The organism is Streptomyces sp. NPDC002536 (genome assembly GCF_053594995.1).
The window spans coordinates 1-23,762 of the sequence record NZ_JBSFWU010000017.1 but is presented as its reverse complement, the minus strand read 5'-3'; the positions used below and the strand labels follow the sequence as shown (position 1 = coordinate 23,762).

The following is a 23,762-nucleotide window of genomic DNA, read 5'->3' as shown; positions in this document are numbered from 1 at the left end:
GGCTACCGGGTTCACCCCGTGGGGTGAATTCGGTAGCAATTCGCTTACAGGCGGCAACTTTGCCGTGCGAAAGGCAGTCAGTTCTTTAGAACCTCGGAAGACAACCTCGTTCCGCCGGTCATCTCACGCACCACTCCCGGGAGCGCATATGCACATCAGGGGCGACCACGCCGAACTGGTCGTCGGGGGGCGCCTCGACGTCCGCAGCGCGGCGAACGCCCGTACGGTCCTGCACTCCGCCCTCGACGGCGGCCGGGGCGACCTCGTCCTCGACCTGACCGAGCTCGACTCCTGGGACGCCACCGGACTCGGCGTCATCATGGGCGCCCACCGCCGCGCCGGGCGCACCGGGCGCCGGCTGGTGCTGAGGGGCGTGCCGGACCGGATGCAGCGACTGCTGGTCGCCACCCGGCTGCACCGCATCCTCGCGATCGAGGGCGAGAACCTCGCGGACGGCAGCCGACCCCGCGTGTGAAACGGGGCGCCGGGCGGGCCGGATGAGCCCCCTGCGCCGCCGAGCACCCCCAATGCTCATAAGACTGTGACGTCCTGGGCGACGCGGCACCCTCTTGTTCGTAGATACTGTGCCAAGGTCTGTTCGGTTTCCCGCCGCCACGAAAGCCCACGGCGGGCACCGGACCGGTATCGACGGCCGGGCGTCACCATGTCCGCCGGAGGTCGAAGGAGTGCGGACAGGCCGGAGGGCACGACGGCACGCCACGCATCTGGGGGCTCTGAACCATGGACCCGACGAACCGGGCATCCGAGGAATTCCGCGACGACGCAGTCCACGACGACGAACGCACTCCCGGCACCGGGAGCGGCCCGCGCCGGCCGGCGCGCTCCGAACTCGTCGGGGCGCAGGAGTCCGGCGCCCCGGGCCCCGTCCGCGTCGTCCAACTCGTCGCCGGTGACTATCTGCTCACCGTCAACCCCCTGGACGGCAGCGAGATAGAGCCCTGCCCGCCCGGCCGGCTCCCCGCCGCCCGGCCCGAGCGCCACGGGCCCGAGGAGCGCGAGGCGCGGCGCCGGGCCGCCGCACCGACACCGCCCGCCCGGCCCGTCGGCCCCGAACTGCCCCTGCTGCACCGGGGCGAGGAGCGCGAGCGGCTCTCCCGGCTGCTCTCGCGCGGCCGTTCCGTCCGGCTGACCGGTCCGTCCGGCTCCGGGCGCAGCACCCTGCTGGACGCCGTCGCCGAGGACTGTGCGGGCCTCGCGCCCGACGGTGTCGTCCGGTTGAACGGATATCACCGCACTGCGACCGATCTGCTCCACGAGCTCTACGCCGCCGTGCACGACGCACCGCAGTACCGGCCCGACCGGGCCGCGCTGCTGGCGGCCGTCGCGGAGGTCGGGGCCGTGGTCGTCCTGGACGACCTCGAGTTCGGCGGCACCGCGCTCGACGAACTGCTCGACGCGACCCCCGAATGCGCCTTCCTGCTCGCCGCGACGCCGGACGTGGCGGCCCCCTCCGCCGACTCGCACGTGGAGGAGGTCTTCCTCGGCGGCCTCGACCGCACCGGCTGCCTGGAGCTGCTGGAGCCGGCCGTGGACCGGCCGCTCACGGACGAGGAGGCGAGCTGGGCCGCGGACCTGTGGTTCGAGTCCGAGGGCCTGCCGCTGCGGTTCGTCCAGGCCGGTGCGCTGCTGCGGCACCGGGACGGGCAGAACGTGCCGGATGCGGGCGAAGAGCCCGGCGCCACCGACGAGTTCGGCGTCACTGCGGAACGGCCCTACGTCGCCTCGACGGAGAGCGACCCGGACGGCGTGCGCCGCCCCGCGCTGCCGAGTCTCGCCCAGGCCGCCGCGCCCGCCGCGCTGCTCGCCTCCCGGCTCGGCGAGGCCGCACGGGACACCCTGCGCTTCGCCGTGGCCCTCGGCGGCGAACTCCCGCACCAGGCCCACCTGCCCGCCCTCGCCGGGGACACGCACGCCGACGCGGCCGTCGGCGAACTGCTCGCCTGCGGCCTGGTCACCGCCGCCGGGGCGCACTACCGGCTGGCCGCCGGCGTCGCCGACCAGCTGACGGCCGAGGGCTACGGCGCCGACGCCGCCGCCCGGGCGCACACCGCCGCCCAGCACTACGCCTGGTGGGCGGGGCACCCCTCGGTCGCCCCGGAGCGCATCGCCCAGGAGGCCGACGCGATCCTCGCCGCGCTGTCCGCGCTCGTCGCGGACGGGGAAGCCGGACACCCGGCCGCGGCCGTCCTGCTGGCCCGCACGGCGGCCCCGGCCTTCGCGGCCGCGCAGCACTGGGGTGCCTGGGAGCGCAGCCTCCGGCACGGCCAGGAGGCGGCCAGACTCGCCGGGGAGGTCGGCGAAGAAGCGTATTTCCACCACGAGTTGGGCGTTCTGGCGCTCTGCACCGGCAACCTCGACCGGGCACGTGCCGCGCTGGAGGCCTCGATCGGGCTGCGCGGAGTGCTGGCCGACAAGCGCGGAGCGGTCGCCGGGCGACGGGCGCTGGCCCTGGTCGCCGACCGCACCGGGCTGGCCATGGGCGCGCGCGGCGTGCCCGCGGTCGCCCCGCGCACCGACTTCGCGAAGGCGGCACCGCTGCTCTCCGGGTTCGAGCCGGCCACCCAGGCGGGGGAGGAGGTGCCGGACGCGCGCAGCGAGGAGTCGGCTGCGCCGCCCGCCGTGGCGAAGGGTCCGGTGTCGGCACCGCTGTCGGTGACCGTGCCGCCGGCGCGGCCGGCCGGCCGGAACCCGGACGACGTGACCACCGCGGTCATCGGCCGGGTGCCGGCGCCGCGGCCCGCCGCCAAGCAGCCGTGGACCAGACGGCTGGTGGCCGCCGGCACCCACCGCAACATGGCGGCCGCCGGTGCGGGGGCACTGCTGGCGGCGGTGCTGGGCACCGTCGTCACGCTCGGTGCGGCCTCCGGCGGCAGCGGGCAGCACTCCGGCACCGTCAAGCCGGGCCGCAGTGCGTCCCAGCAGGACGGGGGCGACGGGCTGAACGCGGACCAGCCTGCGGCGGTGCAGAACGGGGCGCCCGGGGCGCCGGGCCGTTCGGGCGCCGGTGCGCCCGAACGCAGCGGGGCGCCCGGGGGTCCGGGTGCGCCGGGGGCGTCTCGGAGTGCGGGGCCTTCGTCGGGGACGGGGCACGGGAGTGCGACGCCGTCGTCGCCGGATGTGCCGACGGATCCGACGCCGTCGAAGTCGCCCTCGCACTCGCCGTCCCAGTCGCCGAGCGGGGGCGGGGATTCGCCGAAGCCGACGCCGTCGACGTCGTCTCCGACGACCAAGCCGTCGGACGACCCGACGAAGCCGTCGACCACCGGGGGCGGGACCGGTACCGGGGGTACCGGGGGCGGTTCGACGCCGGCCAAGCCGGGGGCGTCTGCCTCCTAGGGGCGGCTGCCCGGCTGCGGGTTGTGTGCGGCTGGTCGCGCAGTTCCCCGCGCCCCTGAAGGGCGCGGGGAACCGGGGCGCGGTCTCAGAACAAGCGCAGCTTGTCGTCCTCGATGCCGCGGAGGCCGTTGTAGTCCAGGACGACGCAGTCCATGCCCCGGTCCGTGGCCAGGACGCGGGCCTGCGGCTTGATCTCCTGGGCCGCGAAGACGCCGCGCACCGGGGCGAGGTGCGGATCGCGGTTGAGCAGCTCCAGGTAGCGCGTGAGCTGCTCGACGCCGTCGATCTCGCCGCGGCGCTTGATCTCGACGGCCACCGTCGCCCCGTCCGCGTCGCGGCAGAGGATGTCCACCGGGCCGATGGCCGTGGGGTACTCGCGGCGGATCAGGGTGTAGCCCTCGCCGAGGGTCTCGATGCGGTCCGCGAGCAGTTCCTGAAGGTGTGCTTCCACGCCGTCCTTGATGAGGCCGGGGTCGACCCCGAGCTCGTGCGAGGAGTCGTGCAGCACCTCTTCCATGGTGATGATGAGCTTCTCGCCCGCCTTGTTGATCACCGTCCACACGCTGCCGTCCCCCTCCTTCAGGGTGCACGGCGGGGACATCCAGTTGAGGGGCTTGTAGGCCCGGTCGTCCGCGTGGATCGAGACACTGCCGTCGGCCTTGACCAGGATGAGCCGGGGGGCGGAGGGCAGGTGGGCGGTGAGCCGGCCCGCGTAGTCCACGGAGCAACGGGCGATGACGAGACGCATGGTGAGCCACGCTACTCGACTCCTGCCACTCGACGCGATTCGCCCTGGATCGGCCCGTTCGGCATTGGCCAGTTGTATGTGCGTTCTCCTGGTGGGGCCGCAGTGGCCGGATTACCGTTGAACCCGGGCGGTCGTCGTGCGAGTACAGCGTGTCGTCGTCCGCTCGCCCAACCGTGAGACCCCGCTCGCGGGGTCGCGAGAGGAGAACCCATGTCGCTCGACGTCTCACCGGCCCTCCTCGAACAGGCCGAGCGAGGCGAGGTCGACGAAGCCGATTTTGTCGACTGCGTCCGGACCTCCCTGCCCTACGCATGGGAGATGATCAGCTCTCTGGTGGCCCGGCTCGAGTGCGAAGGCGGCGCGTTCGCCGACAACCGGACACCGCCGCCGGACGAGCAGGCGCGCGGCCAACTCCTGCGTGCCCTGGCGAGTGACGCGATCCGTGGTGCACTGCAGCGACACTTCGGGGTACGCCTGGCGTTCCAGAACTGCCACCGGGTCGCGGTCTTCCCGCTGGACCCTTCCGTGGACGAGCGCCTCGCCCGTTTCACATCGGTCCGGGGCCAGTTGCTGAACCAGTCCCCGGAGCTGCGGGACTGCTGACGTTCTTGCTGCCGCTCCGCAGGCTTTCAGGTACGTGGACCGACAGGAGCGGCAGCTCCCCGGGCGGAGCCCGGTGAGTGACGGAGGGGGGACGGGGGAGATCAGGCGAGCTGCGGCAGCACGTCCGCCCCGAGGCGGCGGAGGTTCTCCTCGGTGGCGGCGAGGTCCCCGGAGCCCTCGGCGAGCAGAGCGAAGCGGGTGATGCCGGTACGTTCCGCCGTGACCGCAAGCCGCTCGGCGCACAGCCGGGGCGAGCCGACCGGATGGAGCGAGCAGAGCAGCTCCGTGTAGGCGTGGGGATCGCGCATCCGGCGCAGCCGCCCGTCGACCGTCACATGGGCCGAGAGCCCCTCGTACAGCCATCCCGGCATCGCCTTGAGCAGTGTCTCGGCGGCCTCCTCGCGACGGTCCGCGATCTGCACCACACCGGCCGACACATGACCGGCCGCGGCGACCGCCTCCGGTGAACTCCCCGCCTCCAGCGCACACTTGCGCCACAGCGCCACCATCTCCGCCTTTTCCTCGTCCGTGCTGTGCATCCCCAGCAGCATCGGCAGCCCGTGCCGGGCCGCCAGCCGGACGCTGGTGGGCGAGGTGCAGGCGACGACGACCCCCGGGGCGGAACGGTCCAGCAGCTCGTCCGGCCTTGGTACAACGGGGACTTCACGGAACGCGAACCGCTCCCCGGCCGCGCCCACGCGGGGTTCGCGCAGCCAGCGCATCAGCAGTTCGAGGGATTCCGGGAACCCCTCTTCGTACGCCCCCAGGCCTGAGTTGAAGACTTCCAGATCGACCCAGGGGCCGCCTCGGCCGACGCCCAGCACGAACCGGCCGCCGGACGTCAGATGCAGCAGCGCGGCCTGCTCGCCGAGGGCCACCGGGTGCGTCGTCGGCAGGACGCTCACCGCCGTGCCCACGTCGATGCGCCGGGTGCGGCCCAGCAGCAGCGCGGCCAGCGTCACCGCCGAGGGGCAGACCCCGTAGGGCACGAAGTGGTGTTCCGCGAGCCAGACGGCGTCCAGCCCGGCCTCCTCGGCGACCTCGGCCGAGCGGACGGCCCGGTACAGCGCCTCCCCGTGGCCCTGGCCCGGAAACTGGGCGGCCAGGACAAATGCTCCAATGCGCATCGCTCTTGTTCCTCCTAGCGACCGACGCGGCATCCCCCTGGAGGCAATAACGGCCGACACGTGCCAAAGGTACGGCCGGGCGTGAAGTTTTCATGATGATCGGAGAGCAAGCGCGATGCCGCCATGGGGATGCCCGCCCGGCCGGGCGGCCGTGCCGCGTACGCTGGGTCACGGTCCGTCGCTCTTCCGACTCCCCGAGGTGCCCTGTGTCCCCGCGCCGAAACCGCCCGCGAGGCGGTGTTGAGAAACCGGCCGAAGCGCCCTACGACATGAACGGCGAGCGTTACGGCCTGGAGCGCACCGAGAGCTGGCAGGGCGAGGAGTGGTCGGTCCGCATGATCAGCGGCGGCGCGGCCGCCAAGCGGTACCGGTGCCCCGGCTGCGACCAGGAGATCCCGCCCGGGGTCCCGCACCTGGTGGCGTGGCCGCAGTACGGCGCCGGCGTGGAGGACCGACGGCACTGGCACAAGGCCTGCTGGAACGCGCGGGACCGCCGGAGCGCGAAGCTCCAGCGGTCCAGGAATGCGCCGAGGTACTGAGGGCGGGCCGTTCCTGGGGGCTGCCGCCCCCAGACGGGCTGATAGTGCCCGGCACCGGGCTGAAGTCGCGCGCCCCGTCAGGGGCGCGGGGAACTGCGCGATCGGCCACAGTCGACCCGCAGCCGGCGCAGCGCTCAGGCGTCGCGCCGAGCCAACGCGGCATAGGCGCCGCCCAGGCCAACGGCCGCCAGGCCGGCCATGATCAGGACCGGCTCCCAGCCGGTCGGCCCGGTTCCGGAACCCGACGTCGTCCCGTACATCGCGGCCAACTCCGCCGGAATCGAGTACTGGAGCAGGGCCTGACGAACGTCCCGTAGGGAATCCAGCATCAGGAACAGCGCCAGCACCATCGGCAGCATCACCACACCCAGCATGATCGTGATCGCCCCGGCGGAGTGCCGCACCATCGCGCCCACGGCCAGCGACAGCAGGCCCAGCAGCGCCATGAACAGGCTCACGCCCACCGTCGCCCGCAGCCAGTCCCCGCCCGTCGGCTCGTAGGTGCTCCGGCTGCCGAGCACCGAGGAGTGCACCGCGGCGACGACGAACGTCGAGACGGTCGTGATCACCAGGGTCAGCAGGGAGAAGACGATCGCCTTGGCCGTCAGCACGCGGGACCGGCTGGGGCAGGCGGTCAGCGTGGTGCGGATGAGTCCGGTGCCGTACTCGGAGGAGATCGTCAGCACGCCGAGCGTGATCACACAGATGGTGGCGAGGAGCACACCGATGAAGCCGAGCGTCAGCGGGGAGGCACCGTTCATCTCGGTGGGGCCGCTGGTGTCGACGGCCGCGGCGATGAGCAGGCCGATGCCGACGATGAGCGCCACCATGACGCCGAGCGTCCACATCGTGGACCGGACGGAGCGGATCTTGGTCCACTCGGCGAGGACCGCGTCGGCGAGCGTGGCCCTGCGCACGGGGACGGGCGAGACGAAACCGCCCGCCGCGGGTGCGGTGCCCGGCCAGTAGCCCGGTGCCTGCGAGGGCAGTTGGGGCGTCGCGGAGTGCTGCTGCTGGGGCGTGCTCATCGGGCGTCCTCGTTGTCACGCTGGGGGGCGGATGCGGGCTGCGCGTGCCGGTTGGGCTGTTCGCCCGGCAACACCGGGTACGCCTCGCCCCAGTTGGGCGGGACCGCGCCCGGCAGTGGCTGCGCGCCGTACGGGGCGGGCGGGGCCTGGAAGCCGTGGCGCTGGTCCGCCGTGGAGCGGTAGTCCACCGCCGCCTGCGTCATCCGCATGTAGGCCTCCTCCAACGAGGCCTGGTGCGGGGACAGTTCCCAGAGGCGGATGTCCGCGCCGTGGGCGATGTCGCTGATGCGGGGGAGCGTCAGGCCCGTCACCCGCAGCGCCCCGTCCGGCTCCTGCAGCACCTGGGCGCCCGCCTCGACCAGCGCGGTGGTGAGCTTGTCGCGGCTCTCCGGCTCGGGGGCGCGGACGCGCGCGAAGTCCGCGGAGTTCGCGGAGATGAAGTCCTTGACGCTCATGTCGGCGAGCAGCTGCCCGCGCCCGATGACGATGAGGTGGTCGGCGGTCAGCGCCATCTCGCTCATCAGGTGCGAGGAGACGAAGACGGTCCGCCCCTCGGCCGCGAGCCGCTTCATGAGGTTGCGGACCCAGAGGATGCCCTCGGGGTCGAGACCGTTGACCGGCTCGTCGAAGAGCAGCACCGCGGGGTCGCCGAGGAGCGCCGCCGCGATGCCGAGGCGCTGGCCCATGCCCAGCGAGAAGCCCTTGGAGCGCTTGCGGGCCACGTCCTGGAGGCCGACGACGCCGAGCACCTCGTCCACCCGGCGGGCCGGGATGCCGGCGAGCTGGGCGAGCGAGAGCAGGTGCAGGCGGGCGCTGCGCCCGCCGTGCACGGCCTTGGCGTCCAGCAGGGCGCCCACCTGGCGGGGCGCGTTGGGCAGCTGGTGGTACGGGTGGCCGCCGATCGTCACCCGGCCCGAAGTGGGCATGTCCAGGCCGAGGATCATGCGCATCGTGGTCGACTTGCCGGATCCGTTGGGGCCCAGGAAGCCGGTGACGGCCCCCGGCCGTACCTGGAACGACAGATTGTGCACGGCCGTCTTGGCGCCGTAGCGCTTGGTGAGGCCGACTGCCTCGATCATTCTCCGCCCCTCGCGAGTTCGTCCGGGCAAATGCCTCCGTAAGGGTTAGGAGGATAGACGAGGGGTTGACGGTTCCCCAGCGATGACCAGTCCGGCGGGCCGGACCCAGCCCTCCTCGACGAAGATCCGCTTCCCGGCCTCCCGCACCTCCGGCCCGGCGCGGGCCCGGGCGACCCAGTGCTCCGGTCCGGGGCCGAGCAGCGCACGGAGGCGCGGAGAGGCGGCCAGCAGCGCGGTGAGGAGCGCACGCTGGTCGTGCGCGCCGGGGCGGGGGCGGCCGGTGTCCGGGTCGGCGAGGACGCCGTGGCGGCTGACGTAGAGAAATCCGGTACCGGGCACCAGGACCCGTTGGTAGTTGAACTCCGTACGGTCCACGGAGGCCAGTTGCTCCGCATCGAGCCAGGTGATCACCAGCGTCCGGACGGTGCCGGGGGCCGCGTACGGCGCGGCCGCCACGTAGCCGTGAACGCCGATGTGGGCCGAGCAGCCGACCTCGATGCCGTGGACCTCGGCGGGGGCCATGGGGACGAGGCACGGGAGGTCGGCCTGACGCAGCTTGTGGCGCAGCTGGGCCGGGCAGGCGTTGGAGCCCACGGCGATGACCGGGTGGCGGTTCGCGAGGGCCTGCGGGTCCCAGGGGAGGAGTTCGTCCCCTGCCAGCAGGCACGGCTCGGTGACGGGGCGTCCGGGGTACGTCAGCGGCTGCTCGGCCGGTACGGGGCCGAGGTCGGTCGGTGTCATGCCCCGGTCCCTCCCCCAGCTACCGCTGGGTTGTGCCCCCAGGACGGGCTGAATGCGGTCCGCGCCCCGTCAGGGGCGCGGGGAACTGCGCGACCAGCCACAGCCGGCCCGCAGTCGAAGCTCGGCCCGGCCGGCGCAGCCGTCACGCGTCGCGCCGCGCCAACAGGATGTATGCCCCCGCCAGTGCCGCCACCACCCACAGGACCATGATCGAGAAGCCGCCCCACGGGCCGTACGGCGCCTGGTCGCCCAGGGGGGTCACCACCTGCATGACCTTCTGGCCCGCCTGGTCCGGCAGGTAGCGGCCGACCTTCTGCGTCGCCGGGACGTTGCCCAGGATGCTGGAGATCAGGAAGAAGAACGGCATGAGAATGCCGAGCGACAGCAGCGGACTGCGCAGCATCGTCGCGACGCCCATCGAGAAGACGGTGATGAGCGTCATGTAGAGACCGCCGCCGATCACCGCCCGCAGCACGCCCGGGTCGCCGAGGTGGGCCCCGTGGTCGCCCAGCATCGCCTGGCCGAGGAAGAACGCGGCAAAACTCGTGATCATGCCGACGGCGAATGCGAGCGCCGCGGCCACGGCGATCTTGCTGAAGAGAAAGGTGCCGCGCTGCGGAACGGCGGCGAGCGAGGTGCGGATCATTCCCGTGCTGTATTCATTCGAGACCACCAGCACACCGAAGACGATCAATGCCAGCTGGCCGAGTCCCATCCCCGCGAAACTCGTGAACGTAGGATCAAATTCGATCTTGCTTTGCCGGGACAGCCGGTCGAAGTCCCGTTTGGACAATGCGCTGATCAGGGCGCCGAGACCGACCGTCACCACGACCGCGATACCCAGGGTCCACACCGTCGAGCTGACGGATTTGATCTTCGTCCATTCCGATTGCAGGACCTGCGCCGCCACCGCCATCGTCACGATCCCTTCCTCTGCCGGTCGGCCCCCCAGCCCGCCCCCGGCGCAGCGGGCGGCGGCGTCTGGTGGTTCGCGTGGGCGTGGTACTCGACCGCGCCGGCCGTCAGCCGCATGAAGGCCTCCTCCAGCGAGGCCCGCTGCGGGCTCAGCTCGTGCAGCACGATCCGGTGCCGCGCCGCCAGCTCGCCCAGGTGCGCCGCGTCCTCGCCGTGCACCTCCAGCACGCCCTCCGTGCCGGCCACCGCGGTGATCCCCGCGCCGGACAGCACGTCCTTGAGCCGTTCCTGGTCGGGGGAGCGCATCCGGACGTAGCCGCGGGAGTTCTCGGCGATGAAGCCGGACATGGAGGTGTCGGCCAGCAGCCGGCCCTGGCCGATGACGACCAGGTGGTCGGCGGTCAGCGCCATCTCGCTCATCAGGTGGGACGAGACGAAGACCGTCCGGCCCTGCGCCGCCAGGCTCTTCATCAGGTTGCGGATCCAGTGGATGCCCTCGGGGTCGAGCCCGTTGACCGGCTCGTCGAACATCAGGATCTGCGGGTCGCCCAGCAGCGCCGCCGCGATGCCCAGGCGCTGGCCCATGCCCAGCGAGAAGCCCTTGGTGCGCTTCCCGGCCACCGCCGTCAGGCCGACCGTGTCCAGCACCTCCCGCACCCGGGCCCGGGGGATGCCGTTGCTCTGCGCCAGGCACAGCAGGTGGTGGTAGGCACTGCGGCCGCCGTGCATCGCCTTGGCGTCCAGCAGGGCGCCGACGACCCGCAGCGGGTTGTGCAGCTGCCGGTAGTGCCGGCCGTCGATGAGCACCGTGCCGCTGGTCGGGTTGTCCAGATCGAGGACCATGCGCATCGTGGTCGACTTGCCCGCGCCGTTGGGGCCCAGGAAGCCGGTGATGACGCCGGGCCGCACGGAGAAGGTGAGGTGGTCCACGGCGAGCTTGTCGCCGTAGCGCTTCGTCAGCCCCTCGAGCTCGATCATCCACTCACGGTAAGAGCGCCCGCAGGGCCCCGCCAGCCGGGGAGGAACGGGGGAAGACCAGGGGGAGAAACGACTCGGCGCGCCGCACGCCGCCGTGAAGGCGGCATACGACGCGCTGAGCGACAGGTTCCCCCGAACGTATGACGTGCTGTCGATGTGCCCCCGGGTCAGCGGCTCTGCTGGGCCGGAACGCCCCGCGAGATCGGCTCGTCGTCACTCGGCACACCGGCCGCGGCCACCGCCGCACCGGTCAGCGTGGCCAGCATCTCGCGGACGTTGGTCAGCTGGGCGTTGATGCTGTCGCGGCGGTTGGTGAGCGCCGCCAGCTCGCGCTCGGACTCGCTGCGGATACGGTCCGCCTTGGCGTTGGCGTCGGCCACGATGTCCTCGGCCTGGCGCTGCGCCGTCTCCACCGTCTGCCGCGCCCGGCGCTCGGCGTCCGTGCGCAGCTTCTCCGCCTCCAGGCGCAGCTGCTCCGCCCGGTGCTCGATCTCCGCCAGCCGCTTCTCCGCCTTCGCCTGACGGGAGGCCAGGTCGCGCTCGGACTGCTCGCGGCGCTTGGCCAGGTTCGTCTCGAAGTCGGCTGCCGCCTGGGCGGCCTTGGCGCGGGTCTCCTCGAAGAGGGCGTCCGCCTCCTCGCGCTTGGACTGGGCGTCCTTCTGCGCCTCGGCCCGCAGCGCCGCCGCGTCGCCCTTCGCCTTCTCGACGATGCGCGCGCCCTCGTCCTCCGCCTTCGCCTTGCGGTCGGCGGCGAACGACTCGGCGTCGTTGCGCACCTGCTGAGCGGCCGACTCGGCCAGCTCCCGGTGCTGTTCGGCGGCCCGGCGGGCCTCCTCACGCAGGTCCTTGGCCTCCTCCTCGGCCAGCCGGAGGATCTTCTCGACCCGCGCACCGAGACCTGCGTAGGACGGCTCCGCGTCGTTGATCTGGGCCTGAGCGTTCTGCGTTTCGAGGTGCAACTCCTCGATGCGCTTTTCCAGCGAGGTGATCCGTGCCAGTGCGCTGTCACGGTCCGCTACGAGCTTGGTAATGCGGTCGTCCACCTGGCCGCGGTCGTATCCACGCCGCACCAACTCGAAGCCGAAGGGGGAGGAAGTGTCGCTCATGGGGTTCCTGTCATAAGAGACCGGTGAGGTGTTAGAGGGAATCCTAGGGGTGTGAGCGGCGTGTCATCGAGTGGACGATGGTAGACGGTTGGGAAATCCGGAAAATGCCCCCTCGATTGAGTGGCTACTTCTCGGACTGCTTGCCACCCGATCGAGTAGCGCCGACACCCGCCGCCGCCTTCACCCCGCCGTCCTTGGAGCCGCCTGCCCCAGGGGACTCAAATGATTCCAACGCCTCCAACACGTCCTGGACACGGGAAATCTCCGCATTGATGTCCTCGCGCCGGCGGACCAGCACCTCCAACTCCCGCTTCGCGTCGTCGAGAAGGCGCGTGGCCTCGTCCGTGGCCTCGGTGCGCAGGCGCTCCGCCTCGCGTACGGCGGCGGCCTTCTTCTGCTCGGCCTCCTTCAGGAGCCCCTCGGCCTTCTTCACCGCGGCGATGCGGACCTTGCTCGCCTCGCTGCTGGCGTCGGAGAGCAGCTTCTTCGCCTTCTCCTCCGCCTCCGCGAGCTGGGACGTCGCCGCGGCGACGAGCTTGTCGCAGCGCTCGCCCGCCGACTGCATGGCCTCGGAGGCCTCCCGGCGCGCCCGGTCGTGCAGCTCCTCGACCTCGCCCTCGATGCGCGAACGCAGCTCCTCGGCCCGGTCCCTTATGGCCGTCGCGTCCCCGCGCGCCTCGGCGAGCAGGGTGTTGGCGTCCGTACGGCCCTGCTCCACCAGCGCATTGCCCTCGCCGGTGGCCTCCTTGACGATCCGTTCGGCCTCCTTGCGGGCCGCGGCGACCATCGTGTCGGCCTGCTCCTCGGCAATGGTGGCCGTGAGGACGGCCTCCTCCTGGGCCTTGGCGATGAGTGCGTCCGCCTGCTCGGCGGCCTCGGTGCGCCGCTGGGCGGCGGCGTCCCGCGCCTCGTCGACCGTCCGCTCGCCCTCGGCCCGCGCCTCGGCGCGCAGCCGCTCCGCCTCCTGGACGGCGTCGGCCTTGATGCGCGCGGAGTCCGCACGGGTGCTGTTGGCGTTCTCCTGCGCCGCCGCCAGGGCCTCCGCGGCCTCCGTGGCCATCCGCTCGGCCTCGACCGTGGCCTCCAGCACGAGCGCGTCCGCCTGCTCGGCGGCCTCCGCACGGCGGGTGCCCGCGGCCTCGCGGGCCTCGTCCAGGGTGCGCTCCGCCTCGCGGCGGGCGGCCTCCAGCGCCTCGGCGCCCTCGGCCCGCAGACCGTCGGCCGCCTCACGGGCCTCGTCCAGCGCCCGCGCGCCGTCGGCCCGCAGCCGCTCCGCCTCCGCGTTCGCCGCGGCCACGGTGCGCTCCGCCTGGCCCTCGGCCTCCGCGCGGTGCGCGTCGGCCCGCTGCACCGCCTCGGCGAGCAGCTCGTCGGCCTGCTGCGCGGCCTCGGCGCGGTGGACCTCGGCCTCCTCCTTGGCCGTGGCGACGATGAGGTCGGCGTCGTCCTGCGCCGAAGAGGTCAGCTCCGCCGCCTCGTTGACGATGCGTTCGGCCTCGGCGTGCCCGTCGGCCCGCATCTTGTTGGCGTCCTCGCGGGCCTCGGCCCGGGTGCGGGACGCGTCCTGCTCGGCGGCCGCCAGCGCGTCGGAGGCGTCCGTACGCATCTGCTGGGCCCGCGCGGACGCGTCCGACACCAGCCGCTCGGCCTCGGCGCGCAGCCGGTCCGCCTCCGCGGCGGCCTCGTCCAGCGCCTGCTCGGCCTGCTCCTCGGCCTCGGCCCGGTGCCCGTCGGCGTCCTTGCGCGCCTGGTCCACGGTCCGCGCCGCCTCGGCCCGGAGGGCCTCCGCGTCCTCGCGGGCCTGTTCCAGCGCGGCCTCGGCCTCGGTGGTGAGGCGTTGTGCCTCGGCTTTGCCTTCGGCGATGAGTTCGTCTGCCTGGCCTGCGGCTTCGGTGCGCAGGACGCCTGCGGCCTCGCGGGCGTCGTCGACCGTCTTCGCGGCTTCCGCGCGCAGCCGGTCCGCGTCGTCCCGGGCCTGCTCCAGCGCGGCCTCGGCCTCGGTGATCAGACGCTGGGCCTCCGCCGCACCCTCGGCGATGAGCTCGTCCGCCTGCGCGGCCGCCTCCGTGCGGTGGGCGTTCGCGGCCTCGCGCGCCTGGTCGAGGGTCTGCTCGGCCTCGGCCGTCAGGCGCTGGGCCTCGGCCCTGCCCTCGGCCACGAGCTCGTCGGCCTGGCTCGCGGCGTCCGCGCGCAGCGCACCCGCAGCCTCGCGGGCCTGGTCGACCGTGGCGGCCGCCTCGGCGCGCAGCCGCTCGCCCTCGGCCTCGGCCTCGGCACGCAGCGCCGCGGCCTCGGTGCGGGTGCGGGACGCGTCCTCGTCGGCCCGCTCGCGCTCGGCGTAGGCCTCGGCACGGACCCGGTCGGCCTCGATCTGGGCCTCGGTGACGGTCCGTTCGGCATTGTGCTCGGCGGCCGAGCGCAGGCCCGCGATCTCCTCCTCGGCCTGCTCGTGCAGCCCGGCGACGGAGTCCCGCACCTGCTGGGCGGTCTGCTCGGCGGCGGCCACCAGCTCCGCAGCGCGCTGCTCGGCCTCCTCGACCAGCTCCCGCGCCTCCTCCTGCGCCTCCGCGACCCGCTTGCGCGCCGACGCCAGCAGCTCCTCGCTCTGCTCGCGCGCCGCCTCGCGCTCGGCCTGCGCCTCCGTACGGGCGTCCCCGAGCGTCTCCTCGGCCTCCCGGCGGCGCCGCGCGGCCTCCTCCTGGGCGGCCGCCAGCGCCTCCGCGGCCTCGGCCGCGGTGCGCTCGGCCGCCGCATTCGCCTCGGCCCGCATCCGGTCCGCGGTCTCCTGCGCCTCGGCGCGCAGCCGCTCCGCCTCCGCACCGGCCTCGCTGCGCAGCCGCGCACCGGCCTCCTCGCCCTCGGCGCGGGAGGCGGACGCCTCCTCCGCCGCCTCGGCACGCAGCCGCTCGGACTCCTCCTCGGCCTGCGCCTGCAGCGCACGGGCCCGCTCCGAGGCCTCCGTCCGCTGCCGCTCCGCCTCCTCGGCCGCCTCCCGGCGCAGCCGCTCGGCCTCCGCACGGGCGTCGCGCAGCGCCGACTCGGCGGCCTCCACGCGCTGTTCGGCCTCGGTGTGCAGGCGCGTCAGTTCGGCGTCGGCCTCCGCACGGCGCGCCTCCGCGGCCCGCTCGGCGTCCTCGCGCAGCTGCCGCGCGGCCTCGGCGGCCTCGGTGCGGGTGCGCTCGGAGTGGTCCTCGGCCTCCTCGGCCATCTCCTCGGCCTCGGTGCGGGCCTGCTCCAGCGCCTCCTCGGCCTGCTTGCGCAGGGCCGCGGCCCGCTCGGCCGCCTCCGCGCGCAGCCGCTCGCCGTCCGCGGTCGCGGTGCCGCGCGTCTCCTCGGCATCCGCCTTGGCCTTGGCCAGCAGCTCCTCGGCGGTGCTGGCCGCCTCCTCGATCTGCTGCAGCGCCTCGCGGCGGGCCTCGCCCCGGATGCGCTCGCCCTCGGCCACGGCCTCGGACCGCAACTGCTCGGCCTCGCCGCGCAGCCGCCGTGCCTCCTCCTGGAGCTCGACCGTCCTGGCCCGGTACTCCTTGGTGTCGTCCTGCGCGGCGCCCTTGAGCTGCTCGGCGGTGTCCGCGGCCTCCTCGCGCAGCCGCGCGGCCTCGGCCTCCGCCTCCTTGCGGATCCGCTCGGCCTCCGCGGCGGCCGCCTTGGTGGTCGCCTGCGCGTCCTCGGTCGCCTTGGACAGCACTTCCTCGGCCGTGCGCGCGGCCTTGGCCAGCTGCGCCGCCGAGTCCTCGGCGACGGCGCTGCGGGCCTTCTCGGTGGCCTCGGCCAGGGCCCGCTCGGCCGCGGCGGCCGCGTCGTCGCGCAGCTGCTGCGCCTCGGCCCGCAGGGCCTCGGCCTCCTTGGTGGCCTCGCTCACCAGCCGGGCGATCTCCGCCCGGGCGGTACGGGTGCGCTGCTCGTTGTCCGACTCGGCCTCGGACAGCCGCTTGGCAGCGGTCTCCTTCGCCTCGGCGAGCACCTTCTCGGCCTCGGCCCGCGCCTCGCGCAGCGCCGTGTCGGCCTCCTGCATCCGCGCCTCGGCGGTGCGCGTCAGCTCCGCCGAGGCCGTGCGGGCCTGGTCGCTCTCGGTGCCGGCGGCGGTGCGCAGCCGCTCGGCGTGGTCGGTGGCCTCCTGCGCCTGCGCGGAGGCGGCGGCCAGCAGCCGCTCGGCGTCGGTACGGGCCCGGCGCAGGATCGCTTCGGCTTCGGCGCGGGCCTCCTCGGCGGCCGCCCCGAGCCGGCCACGGGCCTGCTCGGTCAGCACCTGGGCCTCGGTGCGGGCGGCCGTCAGCGACTGCTCGGCCTCCGCCCGGGACTCGTCCAGCAAGCGGCGGGCCTGCGCCTCGGTGCGCGAGCGCAGCTGCTCGGCCCAGGCCACGTTCTCGTTGACGTGCGACTCGACGGTCTGGCGGCGCTCGTTGAGCTCCTCGTCCAGCCGTTGCCGGCGGGCCACCGCCTCCGCGTGCAGCTCCGCCTCCATGCGGGCCTGCCGCTCGGCCTGCTCCTGCAGCAGCCGCTGCGTCTGGGCGCGGGCCTCGCGCACCTCGCGCTCGGCGTCGCTGCGCAGCTGCTCGGCCTGGATCTGCGCGTTGCGCAGCAGCTGTTCGGCCTGGTAGCCGATGTCGGCCGTGTCATAGGCAGGACGGTGGGCGAGGCTGCGGCGCGCCTCGTGGAGCTTGGCGCGCAGCACCTCGACCTGGTAGCCGAGGTCGTCGGCGTGCTGGACCGCCTTCTCCCGCTCGGTCTTCAGCCGTTCCATCTCGGCCTCGAACTTCGAGAGATGGTCGGCCTCGGCCCGTTGACTCTCCTGGCGCTCGTAGCCCCGCACAGCGCGGTCCATCCGTCCCCTGGTCGCGTCGGCGGCCGGCCCCAGTCATGCGTCGTGGTGGAACCCGGAGCCCGCCCTTCCGAAGAAATGGTGTCAGATCATCGGTACAGCCCGGTCCGGGGCCCACCCGTACCCGGCCGAACCTGCACTCTACCGGCCGGGGAAGGGGAGGGTCAGTGCTCCGCCGCGGGGCGGGGCGCGGAGGTGACCAGTTCCGTCAGCACGCCGTGACAGTCCTTGGGGTGCAGGAAGGTGATGCGGGAGTCCATGGATCCGCGGCGCGGCTCGTCGTAGAGCACCCGGATCCCCTTGCCGCGGATCGCCTCCGCATCGCCGTCCACGTCGGCGGTGCCGAAGGCGATGTGGTGGACGCCCTCGCCGTTCTTGGCCAGCCACTTGCCGACCGCGGAGTCCTCCCGGGTCGGCTCCAGCAGCTGCAGGTAGGAGGCCCCGCCGTCGGAGGTCCCATTGATTTTCAGCATGGCCTCGCGGACGCCCTGCTCCTCGTTGACCTCGGTGTGGAACACCTCGAAGCCGTACGTGGCACGGTAGAACTCGACAGTCCTGTCGAGGTCGAAGCAGGCGATCCCGATGTGGTCGATACGCGTCAGCATGAGTCCAGTGCACCGCTCGCACGCACCGTCACGCAACGTGCGCGCGATCACATCTTCCGCCCGGTGACCCGGAGGCAACCCGTCAGTACATTGACGGAAACCATCGTTAACCTCCTCCGCTCGAAGGGGTCGCGCCCATGTCCGGTACGAACGGAAAAACCGCCGCCAGCTCAGTGATCGTCGCGGGCGCCAGGACGCCCATGGGGAGGCTGCTGGGCTCGCTGCGCTCGTTCTCCGCGGCCGACCTCGGCGGCGTGGCCATCAAGGCCGCGCTCGACCGCGCCGGCATCGGCGGCGACCAGGTGCAGTACGTGATCATGGGGCAGGTGCTCCAGGCCGGCGCCGGGCAGATTCCCGCGCGCCAGGCGGCAGTCAAGGCCGGCATCCCGATGAACGTGCCGGCGCTGACGATCAACAAGGTATGTCTGTCGGGGCTGGACGCCATCGCGCTGGCCGACCAGCTCATCCGCGCAGGGGAGTTCGACATCGTCGTGGCCGGCGGCCAGGAGTCGATGACCAACGCCCCGCACCTGCTCCCCAAGTCCCGCGAGGGCTACAAGTACGGCGCCGTCGAGATGCTCGACGCCATGGCCCACGACGGCCTGACCGACGCCTTCGAGAACATCGCCATGGGCGAGTCCACCGAGAAGCACAACACCCGCCTGGGCCTGCGCCGCCCCGAGCAGGACGAGTTCGCCGCCCTCTCCCACCAGCGCGCGGCCGCCGCCCAGAAGAACGGCCTCTTCGAGGCGGAGATCACCCCGGTGGCCGTTTATTCAGGTAAGGGGGGCCCGCAGCGCAAGGGCGAGCCGGTGCTCTTCAGCAAGGACGAGGGCATCCGCCCGGAGACCACGGCCGAGTCGCTCGGCAAGCTGCGCCCCGCCTTCGCCAAGGACGGCACCATCACCGCCGGCACGTCCTCGCAGATCTCCGACGGCGCCGCCGCCGTGGTCGTGATGAGCCGCGCCAAGGCCGAGGAGCTGGGCCTGGAGTGGATCGCCGAGATCGGCGCCCACGGCAACGTGGCCGGCCCCGACAACTCCCTGCAGTCCCAGCCCTCCAACGCCATAAACCACGCGCTCGGCAAGGAAGGCCTCGGCGTCGCGGACCTCGATCTCATCGAGATCAACGAGGCGTTCGCGGCCGTCGCCGTGCAGTCAATGAAGGATCTCGGGGTCTCCCCGGAAAAGGTGAACGTCAACGGCGGGGCCATTGCCCTCGGCCACCCCATCGGCATGTCCGGCGCCCGTATCGTGCTGCACCTCGCGCTGGAACTGAAGCGGCGCGGCGGCGGCGTGGGTGCGGCGGCGCTGTGCGGCGGCGGCGGCCAGGGCGATGCGCTGATCATCCGGGTGCCGGGCAACTGACCTTCCGAACCCACGGATCCGACGGAACGGAGCAGCCATGGCGGACGTCCCCGCACTGGTCGAGCAGGCACGGGAGGGCCGGCCGCGTGCCGTGGCCCGGCTGATCTCACTGGTGGAGGGGGCGTCGCCGCAACTGCGCGAAGTGATGGCGGCGCTCGCCCCGTTGACGGGCGGTGCGTACGTCGTCGGGCTCACCGGCTCGCCGGGCGTCGGCAAGTCGACCTCGACCTCGGCCCTGGTGACCGCCTACCGCCGGATGGGCAAGCGGGTCGGGGTGCTGGCCGTGGACCCGTCCTCGCCCTTCTCGGGCGGTGCGCTGCTGGGCGACCGGGTCCGGATGTCCGAGCACGCCTCGGACCCGGGCGTCTACATCCGTTCCATGGCCACCCGCGGCCACCTCGGCGGCCTCGCGTGGGCCGCCCCGCAGGCGATCCGCGTCCTGGACGCGGCAGGGTGCGACGTGGTGCTCGTCGAGACGGTCGGCGTCGGGCAGTCGGAGGTGGAGATCGCCTCGCAGGCGGACACGTCCGTGGTGCTGCTGGCGCCCGGGATGGGCGACGGCATCCAGGCCGCGAAGGCGGGCATCCTCGAGATCGGCGACGTGTACGTCGTCAACAAGGCCGACCGGGACGGCGCGGACGCGACGGCGCGCGAGCTCAACCACATGCTGGGCCTGGGCGAGGCCAGGGCGGCGGGCGACTGGCGCCCGCCGATCGTGAAGACGGTCGCCGCCCGCGGCGAGGGCATCGACGAGGTCGTCGAGGCGCTCGAGAAGCACCGGGCGTGGATGGAGGAACGGGACGTCCTCGCGGACCGGCGCCGACGGCGGGCCGCGCACGAGGTCGAGACGATCGCCGTCACGGCGCTGCGGGAGCGGATCGGGGACCTGCGGGGGGACCGGCATCTGCCGGCGCTCGCCGAGCGGGTGGTGAATGGTGAGTTGGACCCGTATGCGGCTGCGGACGAGCTGGTGGCTGGGCTGACGGGGGAGTAGGCCCCGGTCCCGCGCCTCGTAAGGGGCGCGGGACTGTTACTCCCCCAGCTACCGCTGGGAGGTACCCCCAGCGGCTCCGCCGTGTGGGCGCGACCAGCCACGGACGGTCCGCACTTGCGACGGGGGGTTGGGGCCCCGAACCCCTACACCCGCCCCCGCGTCGCCCGCAGATGCTGCGCCACCGGCGTCAGCGAAGCGTGAAGGGTCTTGAGCTCCTCCGCCGACAGCAGGTCGATGAAGTGCTGCCGCACCGAGGCGACATGGTGCGGCGCCACCTTCCGCATGACCTCCCACCCGTGGTCCGTGAGGACCGCGAACAGCCCGCGGCGGTCCGACTCGCAGTTCTCCCGCCGCACCAGCCCCGCGTTCTCCATGCGCGTGATCTGGTGGGAGAGCCGGCTCTTGGACTGCAGGGTGGCGGTCGCGAGATCGCTCATCCGCATGCGGTGGTCCTTCGACTCCGAGAGGTTGACCAGGATCTCGTAGTCGTTGTTGGTGAGGCCGAACGGCTGCAGGTCCCGTTCGAGCTGGTGCATCAGGAGCCGGCTCACGTCCAGGTGAGTGCGCCAGGCGCGCTGCTCCTCGTCGGTGAGCCAGCGGGTGCCGTTGTCCTGGGTGTCCTCGGTGTCCATGAATGGATTCTACCTAAGAAGTTGAATGTTTAATTAATAACGAGAGGTCATGCGTTCGACCGTCACACTCCGCAGAGTACCGCTCACAGCCCGAAGCGGCGCTGGAGGTCCCCCAGCTGGCCCGGCAGCCGCGGGTTCATTGGCTGGTTTCCGTGGTTACCCGGATGCGCGTGCGGCACGCCCTCCTGCTCCGGCGCCTCCTCGCCGACGGCCCGCTCCTCCAGCAGCTGCTCGGTCGACTGCAGCAGCACCGTACCCGCGCCGGTGAACTCGAACTGGTGCTCCTCGCCGGAGGTGCCCCCGAGCCCGGTCAGCCGCCGCACCCCGCCCATGACCCCGCGCAGGTAGTGGTGGTCGTAGTGGTGGCACGGCGACGGGCAGTCCGCCCAGCCCACCAGCGCCTGCGGGTCCACCCGGATCGGCGGCTCGGCGAAGACGACCGGGCCGTTGGAGGCGGCCACGAACTTGCCCGTGCCGATGAGCGTCAGGAAGCCCGGGACGATCGACTGCTTCAGCGCCAGCGTCGGCTGGAAGGCCAGCAGGTTCCCCGAGCGCACCGTGAGGTTGCCGTCCTCGAGGTCGTAGGAGTTGACGTCGAACGAGCGGTCCGCGAGCAGCATCTTGCCGCGGCCCTCGGCCACCACCCAGTCCGAGGCGTGCAGCGGGGAGTGGAAACAGGCCGCGATCAGCCGGTCCAGCGGGCCGTGGCCGATGCCGTGGAAGTCGATGTGCCCGTAGTAGGCGATCATCTTCCCCTTCTGCAGGAACCACTGCCCGTCGAGGTCCACGGAGAAGGCGTACGGATTGACGTTGTCGTTGACGGGCAGACTGTGCGCGTCGTGCACGACAGGGCCGTTGACGGAACCGTTCACAGCTTTTCCTCCGACGCCTGGACGTACACCGTGCCGCTGCCCGACAGCTCCAGCTGGAACGCCTCGCCCGAGCCGCGGCCCACGAACTCGCGCCAACCGAGCGCCGTGGAAAGCTTGTTGCGCACGTCGCCGCGGTGCGCCACGTAGGCCTGCGGGTCCACGTGCACCGGGCGGCCCGGCACGATCGGCAGCTCGATGAAGCCGCCGTGCGCCATCACCGCGACGGCGCCGTGCCCTTGGAGGGTGGTGGTGAACAGGCCCTGCCCGGTCACCTGGCCGCGCACCATGCCCATCACGCCGCCCTGCGACCCCATGAACATCGTGCCCTGCTGCAGCGTGCCGTCGAAGGCGAGCAGCCGGTCGGCCTCCACGTACAGCGTCTCGCCGGACAGTTCGATCACGTGGCAGTGGTGGCCGCCGTGGCCGAACATCACGGTGCCGTGGCCCTCGACGGTCATCAGCGGCGTGGCCTCGTTCGCCACGCGACGGCCGATCATCCCCATCACGCCGCCCTGGCCGCCGGCGATGCTCGGGGTGAAGGAGACGTCGCCGCGGTAGGCGAGCATCGCCCCGCGCTGGCTGAACAGCCGCTGCCCGGGCAGCACCTGGGCCTCGACCATGCGCGAATTCAGGAGCCGGAACGGCATCAGAGGTCACCGCCGATCGTGTTCCGCTCGCTGGGCTGGACGTAGACGAGCCCGTCGCCCTCGAAACGTATCTGGAACGCCTCGCCCGAGCCCTCGCCGATGAACGTGCGGAAGTTCACGCCGGACTGGAAGTGCTGGCGGAGGCTGCCGGTGTGCGCGATGTACGCGCCCGGGTCGACCTGCAGGGGCGTCTGCGGCGTCACCCGCAGGGCGATCGCCGTGCCGTCGGAGAGGACCGCCGCCAGGCCCGTGCCCTCGACGGTCGTCGTGAAGAAGCCGTTGCCCTGCGAGGCGCCGCGCAGGCCGGTGAACGTGGTGCCGGTGCGCAGGGAGGCGTCGGTGCAGAGCAGATTGCTCGACTCGACGTACAGCGTCTCGCCGTGCAGCGCCACGAGGTTGATCTCGCTCGCCCGGTCGGCGAAGTAGCAGGTGCCGTGGCCCTTCACCTCCATCACTTCCATCTGCTCGCCGGTGAGCCGGCGCGTCACCATGCCGCGCAGACCGTCGCCTCCGCCGGTCATCTTCTTGAACGTCATCTCGCCCTCGTACGCGACCATCGAGCCGTTCTTGGCCTTGACCGCATCACCTGCCATGTCGACAGCGAGAACCTTGCTCCCCTGGAGCCGAAACTGAGCCACGCGGCAGACGCTATCGGCAGGACATACCGCTCGAACAGGCCCTTGGGCCCCAGCGGCTCCCGGCGCATCCCGTACCGGATCCCGTACCGGATCCCGTACCGGACCCGGATCCTGTGATCGATTTCCGGGCTGCGACAATGGGGAACCGCTTGTGAATACCGTCACAAGCGGTGACCGATCCGCCACTGCGACCGAAGGTGCGCCCCCGTGGACATCAAGACCGCCGAATCTCTGCGCCGGCTCCGACTGGTCTCCGCCCCGGAGGCCGTCTCCTTCCTGCTCCTGCTCGTCTGCTCGATCCTCAAGCGGACCACCGACTTCAACGCGGTGCCGGTGATGGGCGCGGTGCACGGCATCCTCTTCATCCTCTACGTGATCTTCTGGATCGACGCCTGGAACAAGGCGAAGTGGCCGCTGAAGCGCGCCGCCCTCTACTTCGTCCTCTCCGTGCTGCCCACCGGCGGCTTCTTCGGCGACCGCATGCTGCGCCGTGAGGGCGAGGCGAGCGTCATCGCCGCCCGTGCCCGCAAGGAGGGTGTGGTCAACGCATGATCGTCGCCTTCTCCGTGAGCCCGCTGGGCGTGGGCGAGGACGTCGGCGAGTATGTGGCCGACGCGGTGCGCGTCGTGCGCGAGTCGGGCCTGCCGAACCGTACGGACGCGATGTTCACGTCCGTCGAGGGCGAGTGGGACGAGGTCATGGACGTCGTCAAGCGTGCCGTCGCCGCCGTCGAGGCGCGCTGCGGCCGGGTCTCGCTCGTCCTCAAGGCGGACATCCGCCCGGGCGTGACGGACGGGCTGACGTCGAAGGTCGAGACGGTCGAGCGGTACCTGGCCGCCCCGTAGGGGCGCGGGGAACTGCGCGATCAGCCACGACGCGCCCGCAGTCGAGGTTCCCCCAGCTACCGCTGGGGGTGCCCCCAGGGGCTGCGCCCCGGACCCCTGGGGTGGTGCGTCGGCTGCGG

Annotated in this window: 22 protein-coding genes; 8 read left to right on the top strand and 14 right to left on the bottom strand. The window is 72.7% G+C overall.

Going from position 1 to position 23,762, the window contains the following annotated elements; genetic code table 11:
• The first annotated feature begins 148 nt into the window (after positions 1 to 148).
• Together ACWD4B_RS09055 and ACWD4B_RS09050 are read left to right on the top strand one after the other, a co-directional pair.
• Entirely contained in the window at positions 149 to 475 is a 327-nt protein-coding gene (locus ACWD4B_RS09055) for an STAS domain-containing protein (protein ID WP_336413534.1), read from the top strand.
• A 266-nt stretch (positions 476 to 741) separates the two neighbouring features.
• Entirely contained in the window at positions 742 to 3,357 is a 2,616-nt protein-coding gene (locus tag ACWD4B_RS09050; RefSeq protein WP_451420156.1) for an ATP-binding protein, read from the top strand.
• An 85-nt stretch (positions 3,358 to 3,442) separates the two neighbouring features.
• On the opposite strand, the gene nucS is transcribed toward ACWD4B_RS09050, so the two are convergent.
• The gene (nucS, locus tag ACWD4B_RS09045; protein WP_336413532.1) at positions 3,443 to 4,105 is read right to left on the bottom strand and encodes an endonuclease NucS; all 663 of its coding nucleotides are present in this window, start codon (positions 4,103 to 4,105) and stop codon (positions 3,443 to 3,445) included.
• A 210-nt stretch (positions 4,106 to 4,315) separates the two neighbouring features.
• On the opposite strand from nucS, the gene ACWD4B_RS09040 reads away from it, so the two are divergent.
• On the top strand, positions 4,316 to 4,708 hold the full coding sequence (locus ACWD4B_RS09040; RefSeq protein ID WP_336413531.1) for an SCO5389 family protein: 393 nt from the start codon (positions 4,316 to 4,318) through the stop codon (positions 4,706 to 4,708).
• 101 nt (positions 4,709 to 4,809) lie between these two features.
• Here the strand turns inward: ACWD4B_RS09040 and ACWD4B_RS09035 are convergent, their stop codons facing one another.
• On the bottom strand, positions 4,810 to 5,835 hold the full coding sequence (locus ACWD4B_RS09035) for an LLM class flavin-dependent oxidoreductase (RefSeq protein ID WP_451420155.1): 1,026 nt from the start codon (positions 5,833 to 5,835) through the stop codon (positions 4,810 to 4,812).
• Positions 5,836 to 6,041: 206 nt separating this feature from the next.
• Here ACWD4B_RS09035 and ACWD4B_RS09030 point away from each other — a divergent pair, with 206 nt between their 5' ends.
• The gene (locus ACWD4B_RS09030; protein WP_336413529.1) at positions 6,042 to 6,374 is read left to right on the top strand and encodes an ATP/GTP-binding protein; all 333 of its coding nucleotides are present in this window, start codon (positions 6,042 to 6,044) and stop codon (positions 6,372 to 6,374) included.
• A 134-nt stretch (positions 6,375 to 6,508) separates the two neighbouring features.
• Here ACWD4B_RS09030 and ACWD4B_RS09025 read toward each other — a convergent pair whose 3' ends face one another.
• From ACWD4B_RS09025 to mce, 8 genes are all read right to left on the bottom strand, one after another.
• Positions 6,509 to 7,402: an ABC transporter permease subunit gene (locus tag ACWD4B_RS09025; protein WP_451420154.1), complete on the bottom strand. Its 894-nt coding sequence runs from the start codon at positions 7,400 to 7,402 to the stop codon at positions 6,509 to 6,511.
• Positions 7,399 to 8,481: an ABC transporter ATP-binding protein gene (locus ACWD4B_RS09020; RefSeq protein WP_451420153.1), complete on the bottom strand. Its 1,083-nt coding sequence runs from the start codon at positions 8,479 to 8,481 to the stop codon at positions 7,399 to 7,401. The genes ACWD4B_RS09025 and ACWD4B_RS09020 overlap by 4 nt, the downstream gene beginning before the upstream one ends.
• Positions 8,482 to 8,526: 45 nt before the next feature.
• Complete coding sequence (locus ACWD4B_RS09015) at positions 8,527 to 9,222, bottom strand: hypothetical protein (protein ID WP_451420152.1); 696 nt, start codon at positions 9,220 to 9,222, stop codon at positions 8,527 to 8,529.
• 142 nt (positions 9,223 to 9,364) lie between these two features.
• Entirely contained in the window at positions 9,365 to 10,138 is a 774-nt protein-coding gene (locus ACWD4B_RS09010; RefSeq protein ID WP_451420204.1) for an ABC transporter permease, read from the bottom strand.
• 2 nt (positions 10,139 to 10,140) lie between these two features.
• A complete protein-coding gene (locus tag ACWD4B_RS09005) occupies positions 10,141 to 11,115 on the bottom strand; it encodes an ABC transporter ATP-binding protein (protein ID WP_451420151.1) in 975 nt (324 codons plus the stop codon).
• 167 nt (positions 11,116 to 11,282) lie between these two features.
• Positions 11,283 to 12,221 carry a coiled-coil domain-containing protein gene (locus ACWD4B_RS09000; RefSeq protein ID WP_336413524.1) on the bottom strand — a complete coding sequence of 313 codons (939 nt, stop codon included), beginning with the start codon at positions 12,219 to 12,221 and terminating at the stop codon, positions 11,283 to 11,285.
• Between the two features lie 124 nt (positions 12,222 to 12,345).
• A complete protein-coding gene (gene scy, locus ACWD4B_RS08995; RefSeq protein WP_451420203.1) occupies positions 12,346 to 17,034 on the bottom strand; it encodes a polarized growth protein Scy in 4,689 nt (1,562 codons plus the stop codon).
• Positions 17,035 to 17,207: 173 nt separating this feature from the next.
• Positions 17,208 to 17,648 carry a methylmalonyl-CoA epimerase gene (gene mce / locus ACWD4B_RS08990; RefSeq protein WP_451420150.1) on the bottom strand — a complete coding sequence of 147 codons (441 nt, stop codon included), beginning with the start codon at positions 17,646 to 17,648 and terminating at the stop codon, positions 17,208 to 17,210.
• A gap of 173 nt (positions 17,649 to 17,821) precedes the next feature.
• Between mce and ACWD4B_RS08985 the strand changes: the two genes are divergently transcribed.
• Both ACWD4B_RS08985 and meaB read left to right on the top strand, forming a co-directional pair.
• The gene (locus ACWD4B_RS08985) at positions 17,822 to 19,015 is read left to right on the top strand and encodes an acetyl-CoA C-acetyltransferase (protein WP_390776808.1); all 1,194 of its coding nucleotides are present in this window, start codon (positions 17,822 to 17,824) and stop codon (positions 19,013 to 19,015) included.
• Positions 19,016 to 19,052: 37 nt separating this feature from the next.
• On the top strand, positions 19,053 to 20,009 hold the full coding sequence (gene meaB / locus ACWD4B_RS08980; protein WP_336413521.1) for a methylmalonyl Co-A mutase-associated GTPase MeaB: 957 nt from the start codon (positions 19,053 to 19,055) through the stop codon (positions 20,007 to 20,009).
• 143 nt (positions 20,010 to 20,152) lie between these two features.
• Here the strand turns inward: meaB and ACWD4B_RS08975 are convergent, their stop codons facing one another.
• From ACWD4B_RS08975 to ACWD4B_RS08960, 4 genes are all read right to left on the bottom strand, one after another.
• Complete coding sequence (locus tag ACWD4B_RS08975) at positions 20,153 to 20,641, bottom strand: MarR family winged helix-turn-helix transcriptional regulator (RefSeq protein WP_451420149.1); 489 nt, start codon at positions 20,639 to 20,641, stop codon at positions 20,153 to 20,155.
• Between the two features lie 83 nt (positions 20,642 to 20,724).
• On the bottom strand, positions 20,725 to 21,513 hold the full coding sequence (locus tag ACWD4B_RS08970; protein ID WP_451420148.1) for an AIM24 family protein: 789 nt from the start codon (positions 21,511 to 21,513) through the stop codon (positions 20,725 to 20,727).
• Entirely contained in the window at positions 21,510 to 22,160 is a 651-nt protein-coding gene (locus tag ACWD4B_RS08965; protein WP_390776591.1) for an AIM24 family protein, read from the bottom strand. The genes ACWD4B_RS08970 and ACWD4B_RS08965 overlap by 4 nt, the downstream gene beginning before the upstream one ends.
• Positions 22,160 to 22,753, bottom strand: a complete 594-nt coding sequence (locus ACWD4B_RS08960; RefSeq protein ID WP_451420202.1) for an AIM24 family protein — start codon at positions 22,751 to 22,753, stop codon at positions 22,160 to 22,162. The genes ACWD4B_RS08965 and ACWD4B_RS08960 overlap by 1 nt, the downstream gene beginning before the upstream one ends.
• A gap of 252 nt (positions 22,754 to 23,005) precedes the next feature.
• Here ACWD4B_RS08960 and ACWD4B_RS08955 point away from each other — a divergent pair, with 252 nt between their 5' ends.
• The gene (locus ACWD4B_RS08955) at positions 23,006 to 23,350 is read left to right on the top strand and encodes a DUF3817 domain-containing protein (protein WP_336413518.1); all 345 of its coding nucleotides are present in this window, start codon (positions 23,006 to 23,008) and stop codon (positions 23,348 to 23,350) included.
• Positions 23,347 to 23,643: an MTH1187 family thiamine-binding protein gene (locus tag ACWD4B_RS08950; RefSeq protein WP_414167928.1), complete on the top strand. Its 297-nt coding sequence runs from the start codon at positions 23,347 to 23,349 to the stop codon at positions 23,641 to 23,643. Before ACWD4B_RS08955 ends, ACWD4B_RS08950 begins: the two co-directional genes overlap by 4 nt.
• Positions 23,644 to 23,762 lie beyond the last annotated feature (119 nt).

Bases quoted from the DNA above. Each gene is read 5' to 3' on its own strand.
- ACWD4B_RS09035 (WP_451420155.1), bottom strand. From the start codon at position 5,835: ATGCGCATTGGAGCATTTGTCCTGGCCGCCCAGTTTCCGGGCCAGGGC.
- ACWD4B_RS09025 (WP_451420154.1), bottom strand. From the start codon at position 7,402: ATGAGCACGCCCCAGCAGCAGCACTCCGCGACGCCCCAACTGCCCTCG.
- ACWD4B_RS08950 (WP_414167928.1), top strand. From the start codon at position 23,347: ATGATCGTCGCCTTCTCCGTGAGCCCGCTGGGCGTGGGCGAGGACGTC.
- ACWD4B_RS09010 (WP_451420204.1), bottom strand. From the start codon at position 10,138: ATGGCGGTGGCGGCGCAGGTCCTGCAATCGGAATGGACGAAGATCAAA.
- ACWD4B_RS09005 (WP_451420151.1), bottom strand. From the start codon at position 11,115: ATGATCGAGCTCGAGGGGCTGACGAAGCGCTACGGCGACAAGCTCGCC.
- ACWD4B_RS09040 (WP_336413531.1), top strand. From the start codon at position 4,316: ATGTCGCTCGACGTCTCACCGGCCCTCCTCGAACAGGCCGAGCGAGGC.
- ACWD4B_RS09015 (WP_451420152.1), bottom strand. From the start codon at position 9,222: ATGACACCGACCGACCTCGGCCCCGTACCGGCCGAGCAGCCGCTGACG.
- ACWD4B_RS09050 (WP_451420156.1), top strand. From the start codon at position 742: ATGGACCCGACGAACCGGGCATCCGAGGAATTCCGCGACGACGCAGTC.
- ACWD4B_RS08965 (WP_390776591.1), bottom strand. From the start codon at position 22,160: ATGCCGTTCCGGCTCCTGAATTCGCGCATGGTCGAGGCCCAGGTGCTG.
- ACWD4B_RS08960 (WP_451420202.1), bottom strand. From the start codon at position 22,753: ATGGCAGGTGATGCGGTCAAGGCCAAGAACGGCTCGATGGTCGCGTAC.
- meaB (WP_336413521.1), top strand. From the start codon at position 19,053: ATGGCGGACGTCCCCGCACTGGTCGAGCAGGCACGGGAGGGCCGGCCG.
- ACWD4B_RS08975 (WP_451420149.1), bottom strand. From the start codon at position 20,641: ATGGACACCGAGGACACCCAGGACAACGGCACCCGCTGGCTCACCGAC.
- ACWD4B_RS09000 (WP_336413524.1), bottom strand. From the start codon at position 12,221: ATGAGCGACACTTCCTCCCCCTTCGGCTTCGAGTTGGTGCGGCGTGGA.
- ACWD4B_RS09020 (WP_451420153.1), bottom strand. From the start codon at position 8,481: ATGATCGAGGCAGTCGGCCTCACCAAGCGCTACGGCGCCAAGACGGCC.
- nucS (WP_336413532.1), bottom strand. From the start codon at position 4,105: ATGCGTCTCGTCATCGCCCGTTGCTCCGTGGACTACGCGGGCCGGCTC.
- ACWD4B_RS09055 (WP_336413534.1), top strand. From the start codon at position 149: ATGCACATCAGGGGCGACCACGCCGAACTGGTCGTCGGGGGGCGCCTC.
- mce (WP_451420150.1), bottom strand. From the start codon at position 17,648: ATGCTGACGCGTATCGACCACATCGGGATCGCCTGCTTCGACCTCGAC.